We start from the raw sequence: 17,607 nt of genomic DNA, 5'->3' as shown, positions 1-17,607 counted from the left end.
TTTTTCCATTATATACTCGTCATATCCTGAATCTTCATTTATCTGCTCTTTTACTATTTTAAAGCCTCTATTAATATAAAATTCTACTGATTTTTTATTATCCTTATATACCGCTAAGTTTAATTTTTTATATTTATCCATTGTATAGTCTATTAATGCTTTACCTATTCCACTACCTTGATATTGTGTAGCAACAAATAATGCGCCTATAAATTCATTATTTATTATACTTATAAAACCTTTTGTACCATCTTTATCATCATATACAAATGTTTCAGCCATTGGTATATATACATTCTTTACAGTATCATAACTATTTTCCCAATATTCTTTAGATATAAAATTATGTGCTTTTATGGTGCTTTCTAGCCATATATCCATGATTTTATCTATATCTTTACTTTCTATTTTTCTTATCATATAAATTTTTTCTCCTTATCTTCTTATATATCTAATCTTATCATTTATTACTAATTAACACTAAGTACGTATATAATTCTATGTTGTTTTTGTACGAAAAAAGTGTCTTAAGTAAATTTATATAGCCTTAAGACACTTAATTTATTGTTATTTATTATGGCTATATTAGCCGTATCTATATTAAATACGGCTCCAAGCAGTTTTTTATTATAGGCTTCGCTCGGAGCCTTCTACATTTTCAAAATATATTAGCAAGCTACTAATATATTTTCGTGGTTTGTTATAGTCTCAAATAGACTACAATCTATATAGAGTGTTGTTTCCATACTTCCATCTACTTCCCAACATAAAGGGGGTGGAAGTATGGACAATTTTCTTTTTAAGCTATTATCATCAAAATATTTATAAATTTTGAAATATATCTATTTGTTATGCTAACTCTCTATTATACTCATTTATAAACTCTACATATTCTATTTTATTTAATGGCATAGAATAATAATATCCCTGTATATAATCTATATTTAATAATTGAGCTAGTTTTAAATTTTCTTCTGTTTCAACACCTTCGATTACAATTGAACAATTCAGAGATCTACATAAACTAACTATACCAGTTAAAATCTCTTTATTTTTTCTACTATCGTCTTTTTTTTCTACTATTAAAAATTCTCTTGGTATCTTCACTTCAGAGAAATTTAACTTCGCTAACCTACAATAAGATGAATATCCTGTCCCAAAATCATCAATAGATATACTAAAACCAAATTTAACTAGTTTTTCTACATTATTTAAAATCTCTACTTGGTTATATACACATATATCTTCAAGTATTTCCAATGTTATATCTTCACACTTTATATTATATCTATTCGCTAATAAGTAAATTTCCTCTATGAATTTATAATCTGAAATAGACTTTGTAGAAATATTTATCGAAAATTTACTTATTATTTCTTTTTGCTCACTTATTTCTAAACATGCTTTTTCAAATATCATTAAATCAAATTCTACCTCTTTATCTAAATTTTTTATAATAGGTAAAAATTCATCGGGACTACTTTCCCCTACTTTCGCATTACTCCATCTACTCAAAACCTCACATGAATTTATATGTTTATCTTTATTTGATATTTTAGGTTGATATACTAAATTAAAATTGCTGCTATCATTAGTCATAATATCTTGCTTTATAGCAAAGTATTTTTCAACATCTATATTTAATTTAAAGCTTTTATCTACACTTTTATCTACAGTATATTTCTTATCTTTTATAACATATATTATACTTTCTAAAAAATGCTCTACTTCATTAATATTATTAATTTGTATATATCCCACTCTAAAATTGATATCATACCTATAATTATGATGTGTAATCTTATCTACACACCTAAAAATATCATTCTCACAATTACATTCAAACATTATCATTATTATATCATTCTCATATCTACATGAATTTATATTTAAGCTATTGGTTGAAAAACCACCTATATATTCTATAATCTCGCTTAGTAATTTATCTCCATTATGAAAACTAAATTTATCATTTATACTTCTAAAATTAATAATATCTATACATACTAAATAGTAGCCCTTACTAGATTTTAAATTTTCTATAAATTTATATCTGTTACTATTTCTATATAACTTATCCATATTTAATTTCTCCTTATAATTAATATGTGTACCTATCTCTACCTCTTTCCTTTGATTTATAAAGATTTATATCCGCTTCCTTAGTAATCTCTATAATATCATTTTCTGTGCATACTTTATTTGATGTCAGTCCAATACTTAAAGTTATTCTATCACTCACTTTAGAGTATTCATGTATAATATTTTTATTATGAATACTTTCCATTAGCTTCTCTACTTTTTTAATTGCACCTTCTATATTATCACTTGATATTACTGAAAACTCTTCTCCACCATACCTAAATACCATATCCTCTTCAAACACAACTTTTATAATATTAGCAACTTCAATTAATACCTTATCACCTTTTATGTGACCATAATTATCGTTATATAATTTAAAATAATCAATATCTATCATAATAAAGGTTATTTCTTCTTCACTTTTAGATATCTCTTTAAACTTATCTAATAAATAACCTTTGTTGTAGATATTAGTTAATGGGTCTAAAATATTTAACTCCTTAAGCTTTATATTTAATTTATTAATTTTTTTATTTTTTCTCTTACTATTTATAAGCTCATATATACTAATTATAGATAGTATAAATAGTATTAATGTTTTTATTTTTTCTTTAAATAATTTTTTTTCTTTTATAGTATTGCTTATCCCTGTATATATACTATCAGTATATGTTTGATTTGATTCTTTTTTAGTGTAGTGAGTTGAATTTCCGATAAATTTTTTAAAAGTTTTAAGGTCATCATTTTTCAATGATATATTTAAAACTTCATCTATTATTTCAGTATTTATATCTGATTTAATTCCTCTAATACTTAAGTCTTCTAAAATATTTTCGTAGTTATTTAAAGTTTTAGTGTAATCTTTATTTTCAATATAATCAATCTTTATCTTCACAAACCTTAGCAATATATCCATATTTACATACATATCATCTTTATTTTTATCATACAAATATTGACTTTTATTCAGATATTTTTTAGTATTAACTATATTTGATTGTTCTAATTCTACATCTGCACAAACCGCATATATCCATACTAAGTTTTTATAGTCATTTTCTTCATTTGCTAAATTTATATATTTATCTCTATACATTTTATACTTTGCATAATTACCTTCTTTTGCATGACTTTCAGCTAAATATCCATATACAGTTAATTTGTTTTCTTTGTCCGTTAATTTATGTTCTGTAAAATAACTTTCATATATATATATGGTTTTTGAGTAATTACTTTGAGTGTAATAAATTTCTCCTAAACTTATTACACATTTATTAACAGATATATTGTCATTTAATTCTAATGCTATCTCTAGTGCATTTATTGTATATTCTAATGCTAAGTCATAATCTCCCGTCAATTTATACATAATTGATAGATATAAGTAATTTCTTATTTTATGTTCTTCTAAATCGCTATATTCTATTGCTTTTCTCATTAAATTTATTGAGTCATTTATATTATTTCCTGATGATACAAGCGCTTTAGATTTTCCATAATATAACTCACATAATAAGTCTTTTCTATTATTTTTAAGTGCAATAGTTTTTCCCTGTTTAAAAAATATTTCTGATTTATTTATATTTTTTTCCATTATATAATTAGTAGCTAAAGCACTATATATTTTGACATCAAGTTCAACATTAGCTTTACTTGTAATATTAATTCCACCATACTCTAAAGCCTTGTTTAAATATTGTATAGATTTAATACTATCACTTTGTAGGTATTTAACTGCACCTATAGCATAATAGCTTTGTTTTATTTTGAAATCATCTTTATTTTTTTTTAATTCTTTATTTATCTCTATTTCATAATTTTTTAGTTCTTCTTTGTTTAATAAATCTTCCTCATCTTTATCTACAAGGTTTATTAGCTTAGTTGTGTATGATATATCTTCTTTTTTGTATATATTTTTTGATATTAATAAAAATATCACCAAAATAAATATTAATAAAATTATAGCTTTAATTCCTTTTCTTTTCTTAAAATTTAACATCTCTTCACCTATAATGTATGCTTATTTCTATATAATTTATTGATTATTTATTTTATCAATAGCTTTGCTTAATAATACTCCTTTTTCAGTGTTTCCACTTTCCATATAAATACATCCTTATATCCTTTTCAATATTATTAAATCTTCATTTTTTACTTTTATAGCTATCATATTTCCCCCTCAATAATTATGTAAATTTATAATAATTTTCTTATCTTTATATTTTAATATATAAAAAAGAAGTATACTTTTTCATGTAATAAAAAGTATACTTCTTGTAACTTATTGTATTATTAGATTGTTATTTATTATTATCGAAACCTGAAACTCTTTTTCATCATAGTTTATCTGTATATCACCATCATATTTTTTAATGGATTTTTTGATGTTTTTAATTCCTATTCCATGATTTATTTTATCTTTTTTAATAGTTATAAAATTATCTTCTTTTATATTTAGGTTTCCTGTATAGCTATTTTTTATATTTATATATAAATAATCACCTTTTATTATACTTTTAAACTTTATATATCTATTTGCTTTACTTTTATCAATTTTTGTACAAGCTTCAATTGCATTATCTAGTAAATTACCATATATAACACAAATATCAAAATCTTCTACTTCTATTTTTTCTGGTATTTTTATATCTAAATCTAAATTAATATTTTCTGATTTACATAACTCAATTTTACTAAATATTATTGCATCAATAATTTTATTATTTGTAGTAACTTCTACACTATTACGGTCTATTTCATTTTCTATATGTTTTATATAATTTAGAGCATCTTCATACTCTTTTTCTAACATAAGTTTATTGATTACTATTATATGATTTTTGATATCATGCTTAATTCTCTTTATATTTTCATTATTTGTTTTTATATTTTCATAGTATTTCTTATTTATAATAATATTTTCTTCTAATATACTTATATTTTCTTTTAAAAGTTTTTTTCTTTTTTGTAATATAACTACAGTTATTATTATTATAGTTAATAATAATAATAACATTATTATTAAGTATATCATTTTATACTTTTGGAGTTGTAGCATTTCTATACTATATTTGGCATTAGATAAATCTGTATTTATTATCTCACTTAAAAGATACTGTGTGTCTAAAGAGTTTTGTGAAGTTTTAAGTATATCACTTTCTATTTTGTGCCAATATAATAATTCTTTCTCTTCACCTATTTCTTCTAATTGTTCAATTATAGATTCTATTATTTTAATTTTTTGTGATTTAAGCTTTGTATTCTCCATTTTAGTATAAGCTAACTTTAAGTATTTTATAGATTCTTGTGGTTTACCATAATATTTATATATTTCACTATATAAATAATGCATTTCATCATTAAAAATATTCATTTTAAATATCTCTTCATCATTGATTAATTCATTAGTTATTTCTATACTTTTATCTATTTCCTCTTTATGTACATAATTTTCTGCTAATATAATTGTTGCTTTAATTCTATCTCTATTATACCTTTCATGTTCTGAATACTTTTCTTTCACTAGCCTAATAACTTTAGTTGCATATTCTTCAACTAAATCATATTCCTTTTTATCTTGATAATATAATAAAATGTTAATATATACATCTACTCTTTCTCTAATATCTTCTTTTCTTAATTTTTCAGCTTCTTTAAATACAGTTTCAGCTTCTTTTTCCATCCCTATATCTAAAGCTATTACTGCTTTTAAGTATTTTATAGCTATAAGTGTAGATAGAGTTTCTTTACTTTTATCTTCATTATACATTTTCTTAGCAATATATTCTCCTCTACCTACGTATATATATCCCATATTATAATTTCCATCACCTATATATCTACTAGACATCATTGAGTAAAAATCTAATAATTCATTTTCCATATTATATTTTTTAAGATATGTTTCAGTTTGATCTGCGTGTTTTATTAAATTTTTAGTATCTAGCCATAAGTAAAAACAATACTGCCTTGATAATATATTAAATCCTATGTATTTTTTACTATTTTTATTATCAGATATGTCTTCATTTAATTTATTTAATATTTTATCTTTATCATTGTTATAATTTTTCTCTAGTTCTGCCACATACTCAACAACTGATAATTTATCCTTATCCGATTTATTTAATTTATCTTGTATTAAAAATGAGCTTAATAAAATCGTTAACACAACTAGTGTGTATAATATTACTTTTTTCAAATCTATGTATGCCTACCTTCCTATATCCTTCTAAGTTAAGTATTCTAAGTACTTCATAAACTTTTCCTTAACAGTACTTGAGTTTCCTCTACTAATAGGAATAACTTCTTCTTTAGTTGTTATTACTTCTTTTGAATCAATTCTTTTAATGAAGTTCATATTTATAATATAGCTTTTATGGGTTTTAATAAATCCATAATTTTCAATTTTATTGTATATATTATCTAATTTTTCGTATATTTCATGTTTTGAATCTGTTGTAGTAATTATAAGTTTTCTTTTGTTTGATTCTATGTATACTATTTTACATATTTCTATTTTTTCAATAGAAGATTTATTATTTATAATAATATAATCATTTATTTTTGAATAGCAATGCTTTATAGCTTCATTAATTTTTGATTCTAATTGTTGTGAACTCTTAATTATATAATTAAACACTTTAACATCATATGCATCTAATGCATATTCTTTGCTACTTGTTAAAAGTACTATTTCTGTTAATTCATATATTTCTTTTATTTTTCTTGCGGTTTCTATGCCATTAATTTCTTTCATTATAATATCTAAAAAAACAAGGTCGAATTTTACTTTATTTATAAAGATATATTTTAGTAGTTCTTCACCTGAGTTAAAAGTAAATATTTCTATACCATAATTTTTATTTTTTTTTATATTACTTATAATTTTCATATATTTATTTATAAATATATCTTCATCATCACAAATTGCTATTTTTATCATATAAGTCTCCTCCCTTAATACAGCTACTAATTTGACACCCCTATATTGTCTCTTTTTTATCTATTGATAGTTTACTCTATAACAAAAAAGATATTAACATAATTCATGTCAATATCTTTTCGTGGATTTCAATGGTAGAGACGATTCCCAGAAATAATACCCACGATTTTTTTGCACTATTGTAAAGAATTTTTACCTTTAGATACATTGAGATACAAAGTAATTATTTCTATACTATAACCTCAAATATCTCTTTTCCTACTACATTACGTTTTACATACTTGTATTCTTTATTCTTATTGAAATTAAATATTAAAAGGTATCCTTTACTTAAATTCTCTATATCTAAATAATTAGCAAGTTGATTTAATCCTTTTCTATGTGCTGCATCTCCATGCCAAATTTTAGTTTCTATAATATATTTATGACTATTGTATTGGATTACTATATCTAATCTTCTCTCTTCTGAGATTTGAACTTTTTTATAATCAAATCCTACTCCATTTATTATTGGCTTTATAAATGATAAAAATAGTAATACTCCGTGTCATTCTAAAAATTCCATATCTCTTGTACTATAATTTTCCTTCATAAATTGCTGAAACTTTAAAAGTATTTTATCTAAACTAAGTTCATTATCTTCAGTTATAAAGTTATCTTTGAAATTATACGAGTTCATATCTACAGTATTAGTTTTAGATACCATGTAATTGTATATAACTTCCTTTAACATTTGATTAGATACTTGTACGTTATTATCACTATTACATGATAAATATCCCAACATATTACCTATTTCTATAGTAGGGTTATTTATATTAAATACCTGATTAGTATTTAATACTAGTATGTTGTAAATAGATTCATATAAGTTTTTATTATTCTCCATATTCTTTATTAAATCATCGAATAAGGTATTCTTTTCATTAATTATTATTTTAACAGCTCTTTGCACATTATAAATTGACCAAGCCATCTTATCTTCATTTAAAATATCTTCATCAATAACTTGGCAAATTCTTGATACTAAAAATGGATATCCACTAGTAAACTTATATATTTCTCTACTTAATTCTTCTATATTTAATATTAAATTGTTTTCCTTAGAATATTGAAGTAGCATAGTTCCTATTTCAAGTTCACTAAAACTCATATCTACATCAAATCGTACAGCTATATTCCAAGGTGAGTTGTATCTTATATCATTATCATCTCTAAATTTAATTTTTAGATTCTTAATATCGTGTACTCCTGCTAGTATTACAGATTTAAATGTTGTACTATTTCCTTTTTCCCTTGATAAGTATAATGACCTAAGCATGCCTAAAAAATCTAAAAATAATTGATTATTAGAGGCTCTATCTACCTCATCAACAATCAATATAATTTCCTCATTAGAAGTTATTTTTTTTATAATATTAATTAAATCTACAAATGTAGATACCATATTTATATTTGAATTTATAGAGTTATTTATAGAATCTATAAAATACTTACAAAATTTTCCTTCTGACTCAAATACTTCTCCTAATCCTTCAAAGTCTAAGCTTATCACTTTATACCTACTCTTTAGTATTTGTTCAAGTCTATTCAGTGTCGTTGTTTTTCCATATTGTCTAGGTCTATTTATTACAAAATAACACTCTTTTTGAACTAATTTAATTATACTCTTAAGTTTATTATCTATATTAACCATATAGTGTTTATTTGGTATGCATAATCCTGTTGTGTTAAATCTTTTTTGTGTTATATTATTGTCTTCAAAGAAGTTTAAATAGTCATTCACAATTTCACCTACTTTTACACTAATTTATCATACTCTTTTGAGCAACGTATTACGAAGCACTTTATATTTTATTATATCATATATAAGTATATTTTAAACAGTCAGACTCTTCTATTCACAAGCTATTAACACTTATTTATAACCATCAAAATTTATAGTTATAATTGTACCTACATTTACCTTGCTATTAATATCTATAGTACCATTATGCTTTTTAATAATACTATCTACAATGGACAAACCTAATCCACTTCCTTTAATGTATTTTGACCTACATTTATCGACCCTATAGAATGGTTCAAATATATTTGGTAACTCACTTTCCTCTATTCCATATCCATCATCTTCTATAGTTATAGTTATCTTATCATCTTTATTAATTGCTGATATATTTATACTTCCATCATATTTATGATACTTTACACAATTATCTACTAGATTAAATAATGCTCTATAAATAAGTATCTCATTTCCAATAATTCTATAACCTAAATCACTACAATCGATACATATGTTTTTCGACTCTATTGACTCTTTTAATTCATCGATTATATTTAAAAATAGTTCTTTTAAACTAATCTCTTCATTTAGCTCGATATCATTATCTGAAGATATAGCTGATAAATTATTTAAAATTCCTAATAATCTATTTGAGTTTCCTTTTATAATATCAATAGTTTCTTTATAATCCTTCTTAGATGGTTCATCATCCATTTCTAATACCTCTATGTTAGATATAATTGAAGCTAAAGGTGTTCTAAGTTCATGTGATACATTTGCTGAAAATTGTTTCTGATTTTTAAATGCTCCCTCTATCTTATCTAACATAAAATTAAAACTTTCTGATAAATCTCCAACCTCATTCATTGATTCAACCTGTATTCTTTTAGATAGATTATGTTGATTAATATCTTTTATTTCTTCTCTTAACTTTTCTACTGGCGCTAATGCTTTTTTTGATAATAAATAACTTATCAAACATCCCAACATTATAACAATCATCATATAGAAGTAACTTAAATATGTAAATTTATTCTTAGCTTCATATTCTATTTTCTCATCTATTAATATATTACCTACTCCACCAGTTTCCTCTTTCTTCTCATTAATTTTGGCTTCATAAACATTTTTAGCTTCATCATGACTACCAATAATATCCCTCTGTATGTCATTGATAATATTATTTGCAGTGTATATAGATGAATTAGTAAGTATAAAACTTGTGCTTATTATTGTCATGAAAGTTATAATAGTTAATTTAGTACTTAGCTTCATATTTTTAAAATATTTATTTACAGTTTTCATCTTCTACAAAATACCCTACTTCTCTTTTATTTTTAATGATATCACTTTCATTATAATATCTTCCTATCTTTTTTCTAATTGAATTTATATGTACTTTTATAGAGTTTGAGAATATACTTTTTTCATCTCCAAAAACACTCTCCATTATTTTTTCAGTACTCACATAAGTATTTTTATTTAAAATAAGATACTCTAATATTTGAAATTCAGATTTAGTCAATTCTAACTTATTATCTAGTATGTATATATTTCGCTCTAAGATATTTAATTTTAAAATACCACATGTAATTATATTGTTCTTTTGAATAAAATTCCTTCTAAGCAATGCTCTAATTCTAGCATTTAACTCATCAAAGTAAAACGGCTTCATCAAGTAGTCATTTGCTCCTTCATCTAAACCTTGAACTCTATCTTCAATATCGCCTCTGGATGTTAAGATTATAACTTTAATCTCATTATTATTCTTTCTTATTTCTCTTAATACTTCTATTCCATCCCTTTTAGGTAAGTTTAAATCAAGTATCATTAAATCATAATTATTAACTTGTGATATATATATAGCTTCTTCTCCATCTTTTGCTGTATCTACTGTATAATTACTTTTTCTAAGACCTTTTGATAGTGCATTTCTTAAATCTATTTCATCCTCTACTACTAGTATTTTCATTATTTTCACCCCATTTAATATAATTGCAGGATTAATTATTATTTAGATTCTGTTTTTATTTCTTCTTTTGTAGCTTCATAAACTTCTCTTATCGTAAATATTTTATCATTCATCCTTAGGTCTTGGTCATACTCTTTTATTTTATTATAAATAATATTTTTTTCTAATCCCGTTTCTACTAAAGAATCATAATATTTTTTTCTATCTTTTAATATGCTTTGATAATGTTTTTTGTTTTTGATGTTCCAGTTGAAGTCATAATCCTCACTAATACACATGTACTGTTCATCACTACAATCATGTCTCAAGTCACAAAATAATATGTATCCACCTTGTATTTCACTTTTTTCAATACCATTATTTGCAAATACTCCTATTGATGTACATAAAATAACCCCTGTAGTTAGTAGTATTAGTTTACTTTTTAGTTTCATGTTTAATCTCCTTTTATTTATCCTGCAATTATACTTATATTTTATCAATACATCGGTTAAGGTACGGTTAATTTTAGGATTTAAATGATTTTTACAAATAAAAAAGATACTGACTATTTAGCCAATATCTTTTCGTGGATTTTAATGGTGGAGACGATTCACAAGGATTATACCCACGATTAAATATTTATTGGAATACTTATCTAGTTTATGTTAAAATACAATAGAAATTACAATCTAAGAGTGATGATTTCTGTACTGCAAGTTAAACCTACTTCCAAATAGGAAGGAGGTGGAAGTATGGAAATTTTAAAATTGTTATTAAATAACTCTGATGCTATATTAATTAGCATATTTGGAGCCTTTATTTATGATAAATTAAAAATCACTCTTACTGGCAATAAGAGTGATTCTAATAAAAAATAATTCAGTTATTTATACATAGAAATCACACTCTCGTCCAAAAGATTGTAATTTCTTTTTTTATATCTATATACTTATATTATACTATATAAATAAGAAAAATAAACATAAATTTATATAGTAATATTTTTTAATGACTTTTTTATATCTCCCTGATATATACCACCATGATAGCATATAATTTTATCAATATCATATCTTAATAGCTTATCTATTGACTCTCTAGCTTGTTTCATATCCAAAGTATACTGAGGATTCGCTATATCTAGCTTATTATTCTCAATAACCAAAGCATCTCCACTTATTAATATTCTACTTTCTCTAATGTATATTGATATATGCCCTGGCATATGACCTGGTGTTTCTATTATTTCTATACCTCCACAACACTCAAATGTGTCACCATCATTTAGTACTATATCTACATCTACATTATCTACTGATTCTAATGTTTTTTGGAAATTGAGTGACCACTCTTTCTGTTCTTCTGGCAAACTATCAAATATTGACTCTGCTTGTTTAAGCCTCAATGATTTTTCTTTTCCATTAATATATTTTTCATCCTTTGATGATGCTACTATTTTTATGTTAGGATATTTTTGTTTTAGCGCTAATGCTGATCCCATATGGTCAAAATCATGATGTGTTATGATAAGTTTTGTTAATCTGTTTAAATCTATATTATTTTTACTTGCAGATTCTTCTATTAATCCTAAGAAATTAGGATATCCACAGTCTATTAAAATCATTTCTTTATCATCTTCTAGTATGACTGGATATATTGAATCTATCATATCATTGAATTCAAAATCTATTTTCAATACATTTAATTTATTCATTTTGCTACCTCCACAATTAATAACTTATCACTTACATGTCTTAATTATATCACTAGCTATTAAAATAAATATGTTTATAAACTATTCTGTATTATTCTTGGATATAGATAAAAATTTTATACTTTATTTTCTTCTTCTCTTATTATTCTTCTTATGCTACTTTCAGTTAAGTAGTATTGATTTGTTAATTGTTTTATTGATATCCCCTTTTGATATTTATTAAAAATATCTCTATTTCTTTCACTTAGTTCTTTTTTTAATCCACTTTTTTCTCCCCAAGATTTCTTGTTGCTACTTTTTATTGGTATATATAAATATTCTCCATCTACATATTCTTGAAGTATCTCAATTATATGCTTTGGTAATATCTCTTGTGCTTTTTTATATTTCATACTCTTCGCTCCTATGCTATTCATTAATTATATAAATAGTTGATGCAAAGACTGTATAAAACATATTAACCATATATTTAATACGGCTCCAAACAAAACTTTATTATGATGTTTTACAGTCTTTGCTTGGAGCCTACTTCTATAACCATTTTTGTTTTATTAAGCATATATATATTTCCTTCCTTATCGTTATTTTATCATAAAATTAAAAACCATATTGATTATTTCATCAATATGGTTTTCGTGGATTTCAATGGTGGAGACGATTCAAGACAACCATACCCACGATTATCTTATTTATATGTAAAGTCTAAATTTAAAATAAAATTTCACATGAATTTATTATTCTATGCTATAATACAACAGAAGAAACTACAATCTATGAGTGGTGGTTTCATATAGTCCTAGTTCCTACATCAAGTAGGAAGGAGGTGGAATCTATATGGAACTAATGATAAATTTTATTATAGGAGCTATTAGCTCTATCTGTATTGGTTTAAGTACTAATTACATATATGATAAAATAAAAAACCACTCATCTATTGGCCGTAGAAAAAGTGGTTTAGAATTTGAATTTAAAATAAGATTCAAATTCACTAAAAAGTAATCTATACTAGAAACCACCACTCTACATCACTAGATTGTAGTTTCTTTTTGTTTTATCTATATTTATATTATACTACATTAAATTTAAAAATAAACCTTAAATTTATCTATATAAATTAGAAAATAAGTTTATCCATAGTTTTTAATTTTTTATTTGTTATTTTTTCATACAGTAATCTTTCTATGTATTGTGATATCATAACACTTGGAACAAACTTCTTAATACTTCTTACATCATTACATAAAACAATTATAAGAAGATTTCTATCTTCATAATAAGACACTTGTGCCGAAAAACTATTCGGCACTGAACCACCATGTCCAATTACTATTTCTCCTAATTTATCACTCACCATAACACCATATCCATAGCTACCCATCTTGCTACTTGCACTAACTTTCTTTATTTCATCTACCAAACTTTTATTTATAATCTCTCCTTTATTAAAAGAATATATAAATTTTTTTAAGTCTGATGTTTTAGATATAATATCACCACATCCGAAAAATGCACTGGGATGAAATATCTTTGATTCTCTTCCTTTATTATACCCTTTAGCAATAGCATTAACATTTCTAGATATAAATCCGCTATCATTCATTTCTAGTGGTGAAAATATATTTTTCTCAATATACTCTTCAAACTTAAGTCCTGTTACCTTCTCAATAACCATAGCTAACATTAAATATCCTGTATTTGTATACGAAAACTTCTTCCCAACTTTAAAATTCCTTTTCATATTACAAATCTCAGTCGCTATATAATTTGGGCTATTATCTTGGTATAAATCAAATTTTTTACTAAACATAACAAAATTCTTTAATCCTGATGTATGGTTTAATAAATTAACTATCTTTATATCATTTTCTAAGCTAGTAATATTTAAATACTTATTCACTGAGTCATTTATATCTAAAGCTTTTTCCTCATATAATTTCATTATTGCAACTGAGGTAAACATTTTTGAAACTGATCCTATCAAAAACTTAGTTTCACTTATGTTCTTTATTTCATCTTCTTTGTCTGCAAATTTAAACCCTTCATTAACTAAAATTTCATCTTGATTTGATATTAAAATACTTCCACTAAATTTATCTAAATTATTTTTTATCCACTTTTTCATATTTTCTCCCCCATCTTAAAAGACACCTATGTCGTTATTTTTATTATAACGACATAGGTGTCTTTTATCAAGATTTATTTTATTTTCAGCTTAAATTTTAGTATTTCTTTCAAGAGTTCAATTTGTTCATCAATATTTATTTTTTCATGTCCTAGGGATAAAGATAAGGTATTTAAACCTTCAAAGCTTGTAATAATGAAGTTACTTATTAGTATGCTGTCTACGTTTTTGTCAAACTCTCCTATGCTAATACCTTTTTCTATCAATGATTTGATATACTCTCTACCCAGATCATAGCGTGTAGTTAAAAATGATTTTCTATGATGTTCTCTCCATGCAGATATTGTGTATTCATATGCTATTGGTGCTATATCTTCTTGTATATGGATGCAATAATCTTTAATGTTATTTATATATGTTTCTATTTGTTCCCAATAGCTTTCATTTCCACTTAGTGTTATTTTTAGGTCTTGTTTCTGTATTTTCTGTTCTAGTATGTTGATAAATATTTCTTCTTTATTTGAAAAATACATGTATAGAGATCCTGCACTTACTCCTGCGCTTTCTCTTATATCTTTCATTGTTGTTTGTTCGTACCCCTTTTGTCTAAATACTTCTATTGCTCCGTTTATGATTTTATTTTTTTGTTGTTCTTTTCTATCATTTGATATTTTAGGTGACATTGATATATTCACATCCTTTCTGTCGATAAAATTACTTTGTATAATTATATATCTTATACTAATATTGTGTATAAAAAAAGATATTATCATAATCACATGATAATATCTTTCGTGGATTTCAATGGTGGAGACGATTCACAGGAATAATATCCACGATTAAATCTTTATAAAACTCATTAATTCAAAAAAATATTTTGAATCATTAGTTTTATAGAGATTTAACCAAGAGCTTAATGCTTCTTCTTTAAAAACATCTAGAACTTTTAACACTTGTATCGTAAATTCTAATGGTGCGATTCCTGAAGCAGTAATTAGATTTTCATCTCTAACTGCAGATTGCATTTTATAATATTTTTCTCCATTATAACTTGGTATTACCATTTTAAGAAATTCTAAATCATTACTAGTATGATTTCTTAAATCTAGCAACCCTTTTTTAGCTAACCCAAAGGTAGCACCACAAATAGCTGCAACTACAGATCCTTGTACCAAAGCATCTTTAGCTTTTTCTAATATTATCTCATGAATTGTAGATGTCCAATTATCCCCCCCTGGTAAAATTAATGCATCATTACTTTCCATATTAAACTCATCTATTGTAATCTCAGGTAAAACTTTCAATCCCCCCATTGTTATGATAGGATTTTTATCAATTCCTACTGTGATTACTTTTAGTGGTTTTAATCCTTTTTTGAAATATCTTCCTGTATTTAATTCAGCAGTTAAGTATCCTACTTCCCAATCTGACATAGTATCAAATACATACATATACACTTTTCTATTCTTCATATTTTGCTCCTTATGTGGTTAATTAATATACCTAATTATAAAATAGCTTAACTGACATATTTAGTCAGTTAAGTTATTAAATTTGATAATGATTAATTAATTCTAATAAGCTTTCAACCATTTTATTCCTTAGGCTTAGTGGTTCAATTACTTGTATAGACTTTCCATAAGGAAAAAGCATATTGGGTATGTATGTACACATTACTTCCTCTTGAAGTTTAAATATTACTTTATTTGGAGTTCTTTCTTCCAAATAATATCCTAAAAACCAATGCTGACATAAGTTATCTAATGCATTTATACTTCCTTCTATGACTAATAGTATAAGATTGCTTTCATCTTTTATTTCAGTCACAATTCCTTTTATAAAAAATTCACTGGCTGAGAAATCCTTTGGTCTATTAAAAGCATTTGATGTTTCTATTACGCTACTAATTCTATCTACTCTAAAGCTACGAATCTCATTTCTCATTTGGCAAAATGCTACTATATACCAATTATTATTCCAATGAACTATTCCATATGGATTTATAATTCTACATTTTGATTTTTCTTCACTACCTGTACGATAGTTAATTTCTACAGCTAGCTCATTTGCTATGCTATTTTCCAATTTTTTAAGTATAGATTCTATAGATATCTTTCCTACAGGTTTTATTACTTCAAAACCAATTAAGTGCTTTGTTAAAATTTCTTCTTGTTTTTGATTTGAATACATTTTTAATTTTGAGGTTGCTTTATGTAATGCTTCATCTAAAAAATATCCATTTTCTTTAGCTAATATAGATGCATGAAGTAGAGCTGATTGTTCTTCTGTATCAAAAAAAAGGGGTGCTTTAATAAAATCATTTAAAAGACTATACCCACCATTATGACCAGTATCTGAAATTATAGGTACCCCACTAGCAGAAAGTACGTCAATATATCTGTACACTGTTCTTATATTTATTTCTAATTTTTCAGCTATTTGTTTTGCTGTAACTTTTTTATCGGAGCTTAACATCCACAGTATAGACATCATGTTATCAATTTTAGCCATGTATCTTCACCTCTTCATATAAATTATATAACTTATATATTACTTTTTTACAAATAAAAAGATATTAGCAAACTGCTAATATCTTTTCGTGGATTTCAATGGTGGAGACGAATCACAGGAATAATACCCACGATTTAATTTTATATATTTATGTGTAATTTTCACTCTAATTATTGTACATTGATAAAAATGTATTGATACTGAATTGCGATAAGTTAATAAAATTATCCTTATTCGTAATAATTAACCCATTCAGGTTGTTTTTCTCCTACAATTTTATTTACTTCACTTATCCATTCTGCTATTTCTATAAGTTTAGACTGTAATTCATCTATAGTTAATCCAGCTTCTTCAGCTTCATACCATAACACTTCTAGCGCATGACTAACAGCATCCTTAGGGAAAAAAACACCTTCTTGATGTAGTGTCCTAAATAATGCACCTTCTCCGCCTTTAGCTGAATTTTCATCCATCGTAAAAAATCCTACCT

General features: G+C 24.6%; 18 protein-coding genes and 1 pseudogene. 2 read left to right on the top strand and 17 right to left on the bottom strand.

Translation table 11 applies throughout. The features are described from left to right. From ACRDBA_RS02835 to ACRDBA_RS02790, 10 genes are all read right to left on the bottom strand, one after another. The coding region (locus ACRDBA_RS02835) for an N-acetyltransferase (RefSeq protein WP_438571421.1) at window positions 1-420 on the bottom strand (420 nt) is incomplete at its 3' end. 429 nt (window positions 421-849) lie between these two features. Beyond that, on the bottom strand, window positions 850-2,082 hold the full coding sequence (locus ACRDBA_RS02830) for a GGDEF domain-containing phosphodiesterase (protein WP_438571420.1): 1,233 nt from the start codon (window positions 2,080-2,082) through the stop codon (window positions 850-852). A 19-nt stretch (window positions 2,083-2,101) separates the two neighbouring features. Beyond that, window positions 2,102-4,084: a diguanylate cyclase gene (locus ACRDBA_RS02825; protein ID WP_438571419.1), complete on the bottom strand. Its 1,983-nt coding sequence runs from the start codon at window positions 4,082-4,084 to the stop codon at window positions 2,102-2,104. A 282-nt stretch (window positions 4,085-4,366) separates the two neighbouring features. Then, a complete protein-coding gene (locus tag ACRDBA_RS02820; protein WP_438571418.1) occupies window positions 4,367-6,286 on the bottom strand; it encodes a GHKL domain-containing protein in 1,920 nt (639 codons plus the stop codon). A 30-nt stretch (window positions 6,287-6,316) separates the two neighbouring features. Further along, window positions 6,317-7,030, bottom strand: a complete 714-nt coding sequence (locus tag ACRDBA_RS02815) for a LytR/AlgR family response regulator transcription factor (protein WP_438571417.1) — start codon at window positions 7,028-7,030, stop codon at window positions 6,317-6,319. Between the two features lie 229 nt (window positions 7,031-7,259). Further along, window positions 7,260-7,538, bottom strand: coding sequence for a GxxExxY protein (locus tag ACRDBA_RS02810; RefSeq protein WP_438571422.1), 279 nt, complete (start codon window positions 7,536-7,538; stop codon window positions 7,260-7,262). Between the two features lie 39 nt (window positions 7,539-7,577). Beyond that, the gene (locus ACRDBA_RS02805; RefSeq protein ID WP_438571416.1) at window positions 7,578-8,816 is read right to left on the bottom strand and encodes an AAA family ATPase; all 1,239 of its coding nucleotides are present in this window, start codon (window positions 8,814-8,816) and stop codon (window positions 7,578-7,580) included. A 132-nt stretch (window positions 8,817-8,948) separates the two neighbouring features. Then, on the bottom strand, window positions 8,949-10,121 hold the full coding sequence (locus ACRDBA_RS02800; RefSeq protein ID WP_438571415.1) for a sensor histidine kinase: 1,173 nt from the start codon (window positions 10,119-10,121) through the stop codon (window positions 8,949-8,951). Then, window positions 10,105-10,788 carry a response regulator transcription factor gene (locus ACRDBA_RS02795; RefSeq protein WP_438571414.1) on the bottom strand — a complete coding sequence of 228 codons (684 nt, stop codon included), beginning with the start codon at window positions 10,786-10,788 and terminating at the stop codon, window positions 10,105-10,107. Before ACRDBA_RS02795 ends, ACRDBA_RS02800 begins: the two co-directional genes overlap by 17 nt. 38 nt (window positions 10,789-10,826) lie before the next feature. Then, window positions 10,827-11,222, bottom strand: a complete 396-nt coding sequence (locus ACRDBA_RS02790) for a hypothetical protein (RefSeq protein WP_438571413.1) — start codon at window positions 11,220-11,222, stop codon at window positions 10,827-10,829. A 300-nt stretch (window positions 11,223-11,522) separates the two neighbouring features. On the opposite strand from ACRDBA_RS02790, the gene ACRDBA_RS02785 reads away from it, so the two are divergent. Continuing rightward, entirely contained in the window at window positions 11,523-11,648 is a 126-nt protein-coding gene (locus ACRDBA_RS02785) for a hypothetical protein (RefSeq protein ID WP_438571412.1), read from the top strand. A gap of 110 nt (window positions 11,649-11,758) precedes the next feature. Here the strand turns inward: ACRDBA_RS02785 and ACRDBA_RS02780 are convergent, their stop codons facing one another. Together ACRDBA_RS02780 and ACRDBA_RS02775 are read right to left on the bottom strand one after the other, a co-directional pair. After that, window positions 11,759-12,484, bottom strand: a complete 726-nt coding sequence (locus ACRDBA_RS02780; RefSeq protein WP_438571411.1) for an MBL fold metallo-hydrolase — start codon at window positions 12,482-12,484, stop codon at window positions 11,759-11,761. Between the two features lie 116 nt (window positions 12,485-12,600). Further along, the gene (locus ACRDBA_RS02775; protein ID WP_438571410.1) at window positions 12,601-12,876 is read right to left on the bottom strand and encodes a CD3324 family protein; all 276 of its coding nucleotides are present in this window, start codon (window positions 12,874-12,876) and stop codon (window positions 12,601-12,603) included. A gap of 442 nt (window positions 12,877-13,318) precedes the next feature. Between ACRDBA_RS02775 and ACRDBA_RS02770 the strand changes: the two genes are divergently transcribed. Next, on the top strand, window positions 13,319-13,483 hold the full coding sequence (locus ACRDBA_RS02770; protein WP_438571409.1) for a hypothetical protein: 165 nt from the start codon (window positions 13,319-13,321) through the stop codon (window positions 13,481-13,483). A 115-nt stretch (window positions 13,484-13,598) separates the two neighbouring features. Here the strand turns inward: ACRDBA_RS02770 and ACRDBA_RS02765 are convergent, their stop codons facing one another. The 5 genes and pseudogenes from ACRDBA_RS02765 to ACRDBA_RS02745 all read right to left on the bottom strand — a co-directional run. Beyond that, complete coding sequence (locus ACRDBA_RS02765) at window positions 13,599-14,606, bottom strand: serine hydrolase domain-containing protein (RefSeq protein WP_438571408.1); 1,008 nt, start codon at window positions 14,604-14,606, stop codon at window positions 13,599-13,601. 74 nt (window positions 14,607-14,680) lie between these two features. Continuing rightward, entirely contained in the window at window positions 14,681-15,289 is a 609-nt protein-coding gene (locus ACRDBA_RS02760) for a TetR/AcrR family transcriptional regulator (RefSeq protein WP_438571407.1), read from the bottom strand. A 156-nt stretch (window positions 15,290-15,445) separates the two neighbouring features. Beyond that, the gene (locus ACRDBA_RS02755) at window positions 15,446-16,078 is read right to left on the bottom strand and encodes a type 1 glutamine amidotransferase family protein (protein WP_438571406.1); all 633 of its coding nucleotides are present in this window, start codon (window positions 16,076-16,078) and stop codon (window positions 15,446-15,448) included. Between the two features lie 76 nt (window positions 16,079-16,154). Further along, a complete protein-coding gene (locus ACRDBA_RS02750; RefSeq protein WP_438571405.1) occupies window positions 16,155-17,117 on the bottom strand; it encodes a helix-turn-helix transcriptional regulator in 963 nt (320 codons plus the stop codon). A gap of 230 nt (window positions 17,118-17,347) precedes the next feature. Continuing rightward, window positions 17,348-17,607: pseudogene (locus ACRDBA_RS02745) on the bottom strand (hypothetical protein); the annotation flags it as partial.

Source organism: Clostridium sp. (assembly GCF_051654825.1).
Classification (GTDB): Bacteria; Bacillota; Clostridia; order Clostridiales; family Clostridiaceae; genus Clostridium.
This window is presented reverse-complemented; position numbering and strand designations above follow the sequence as displayed.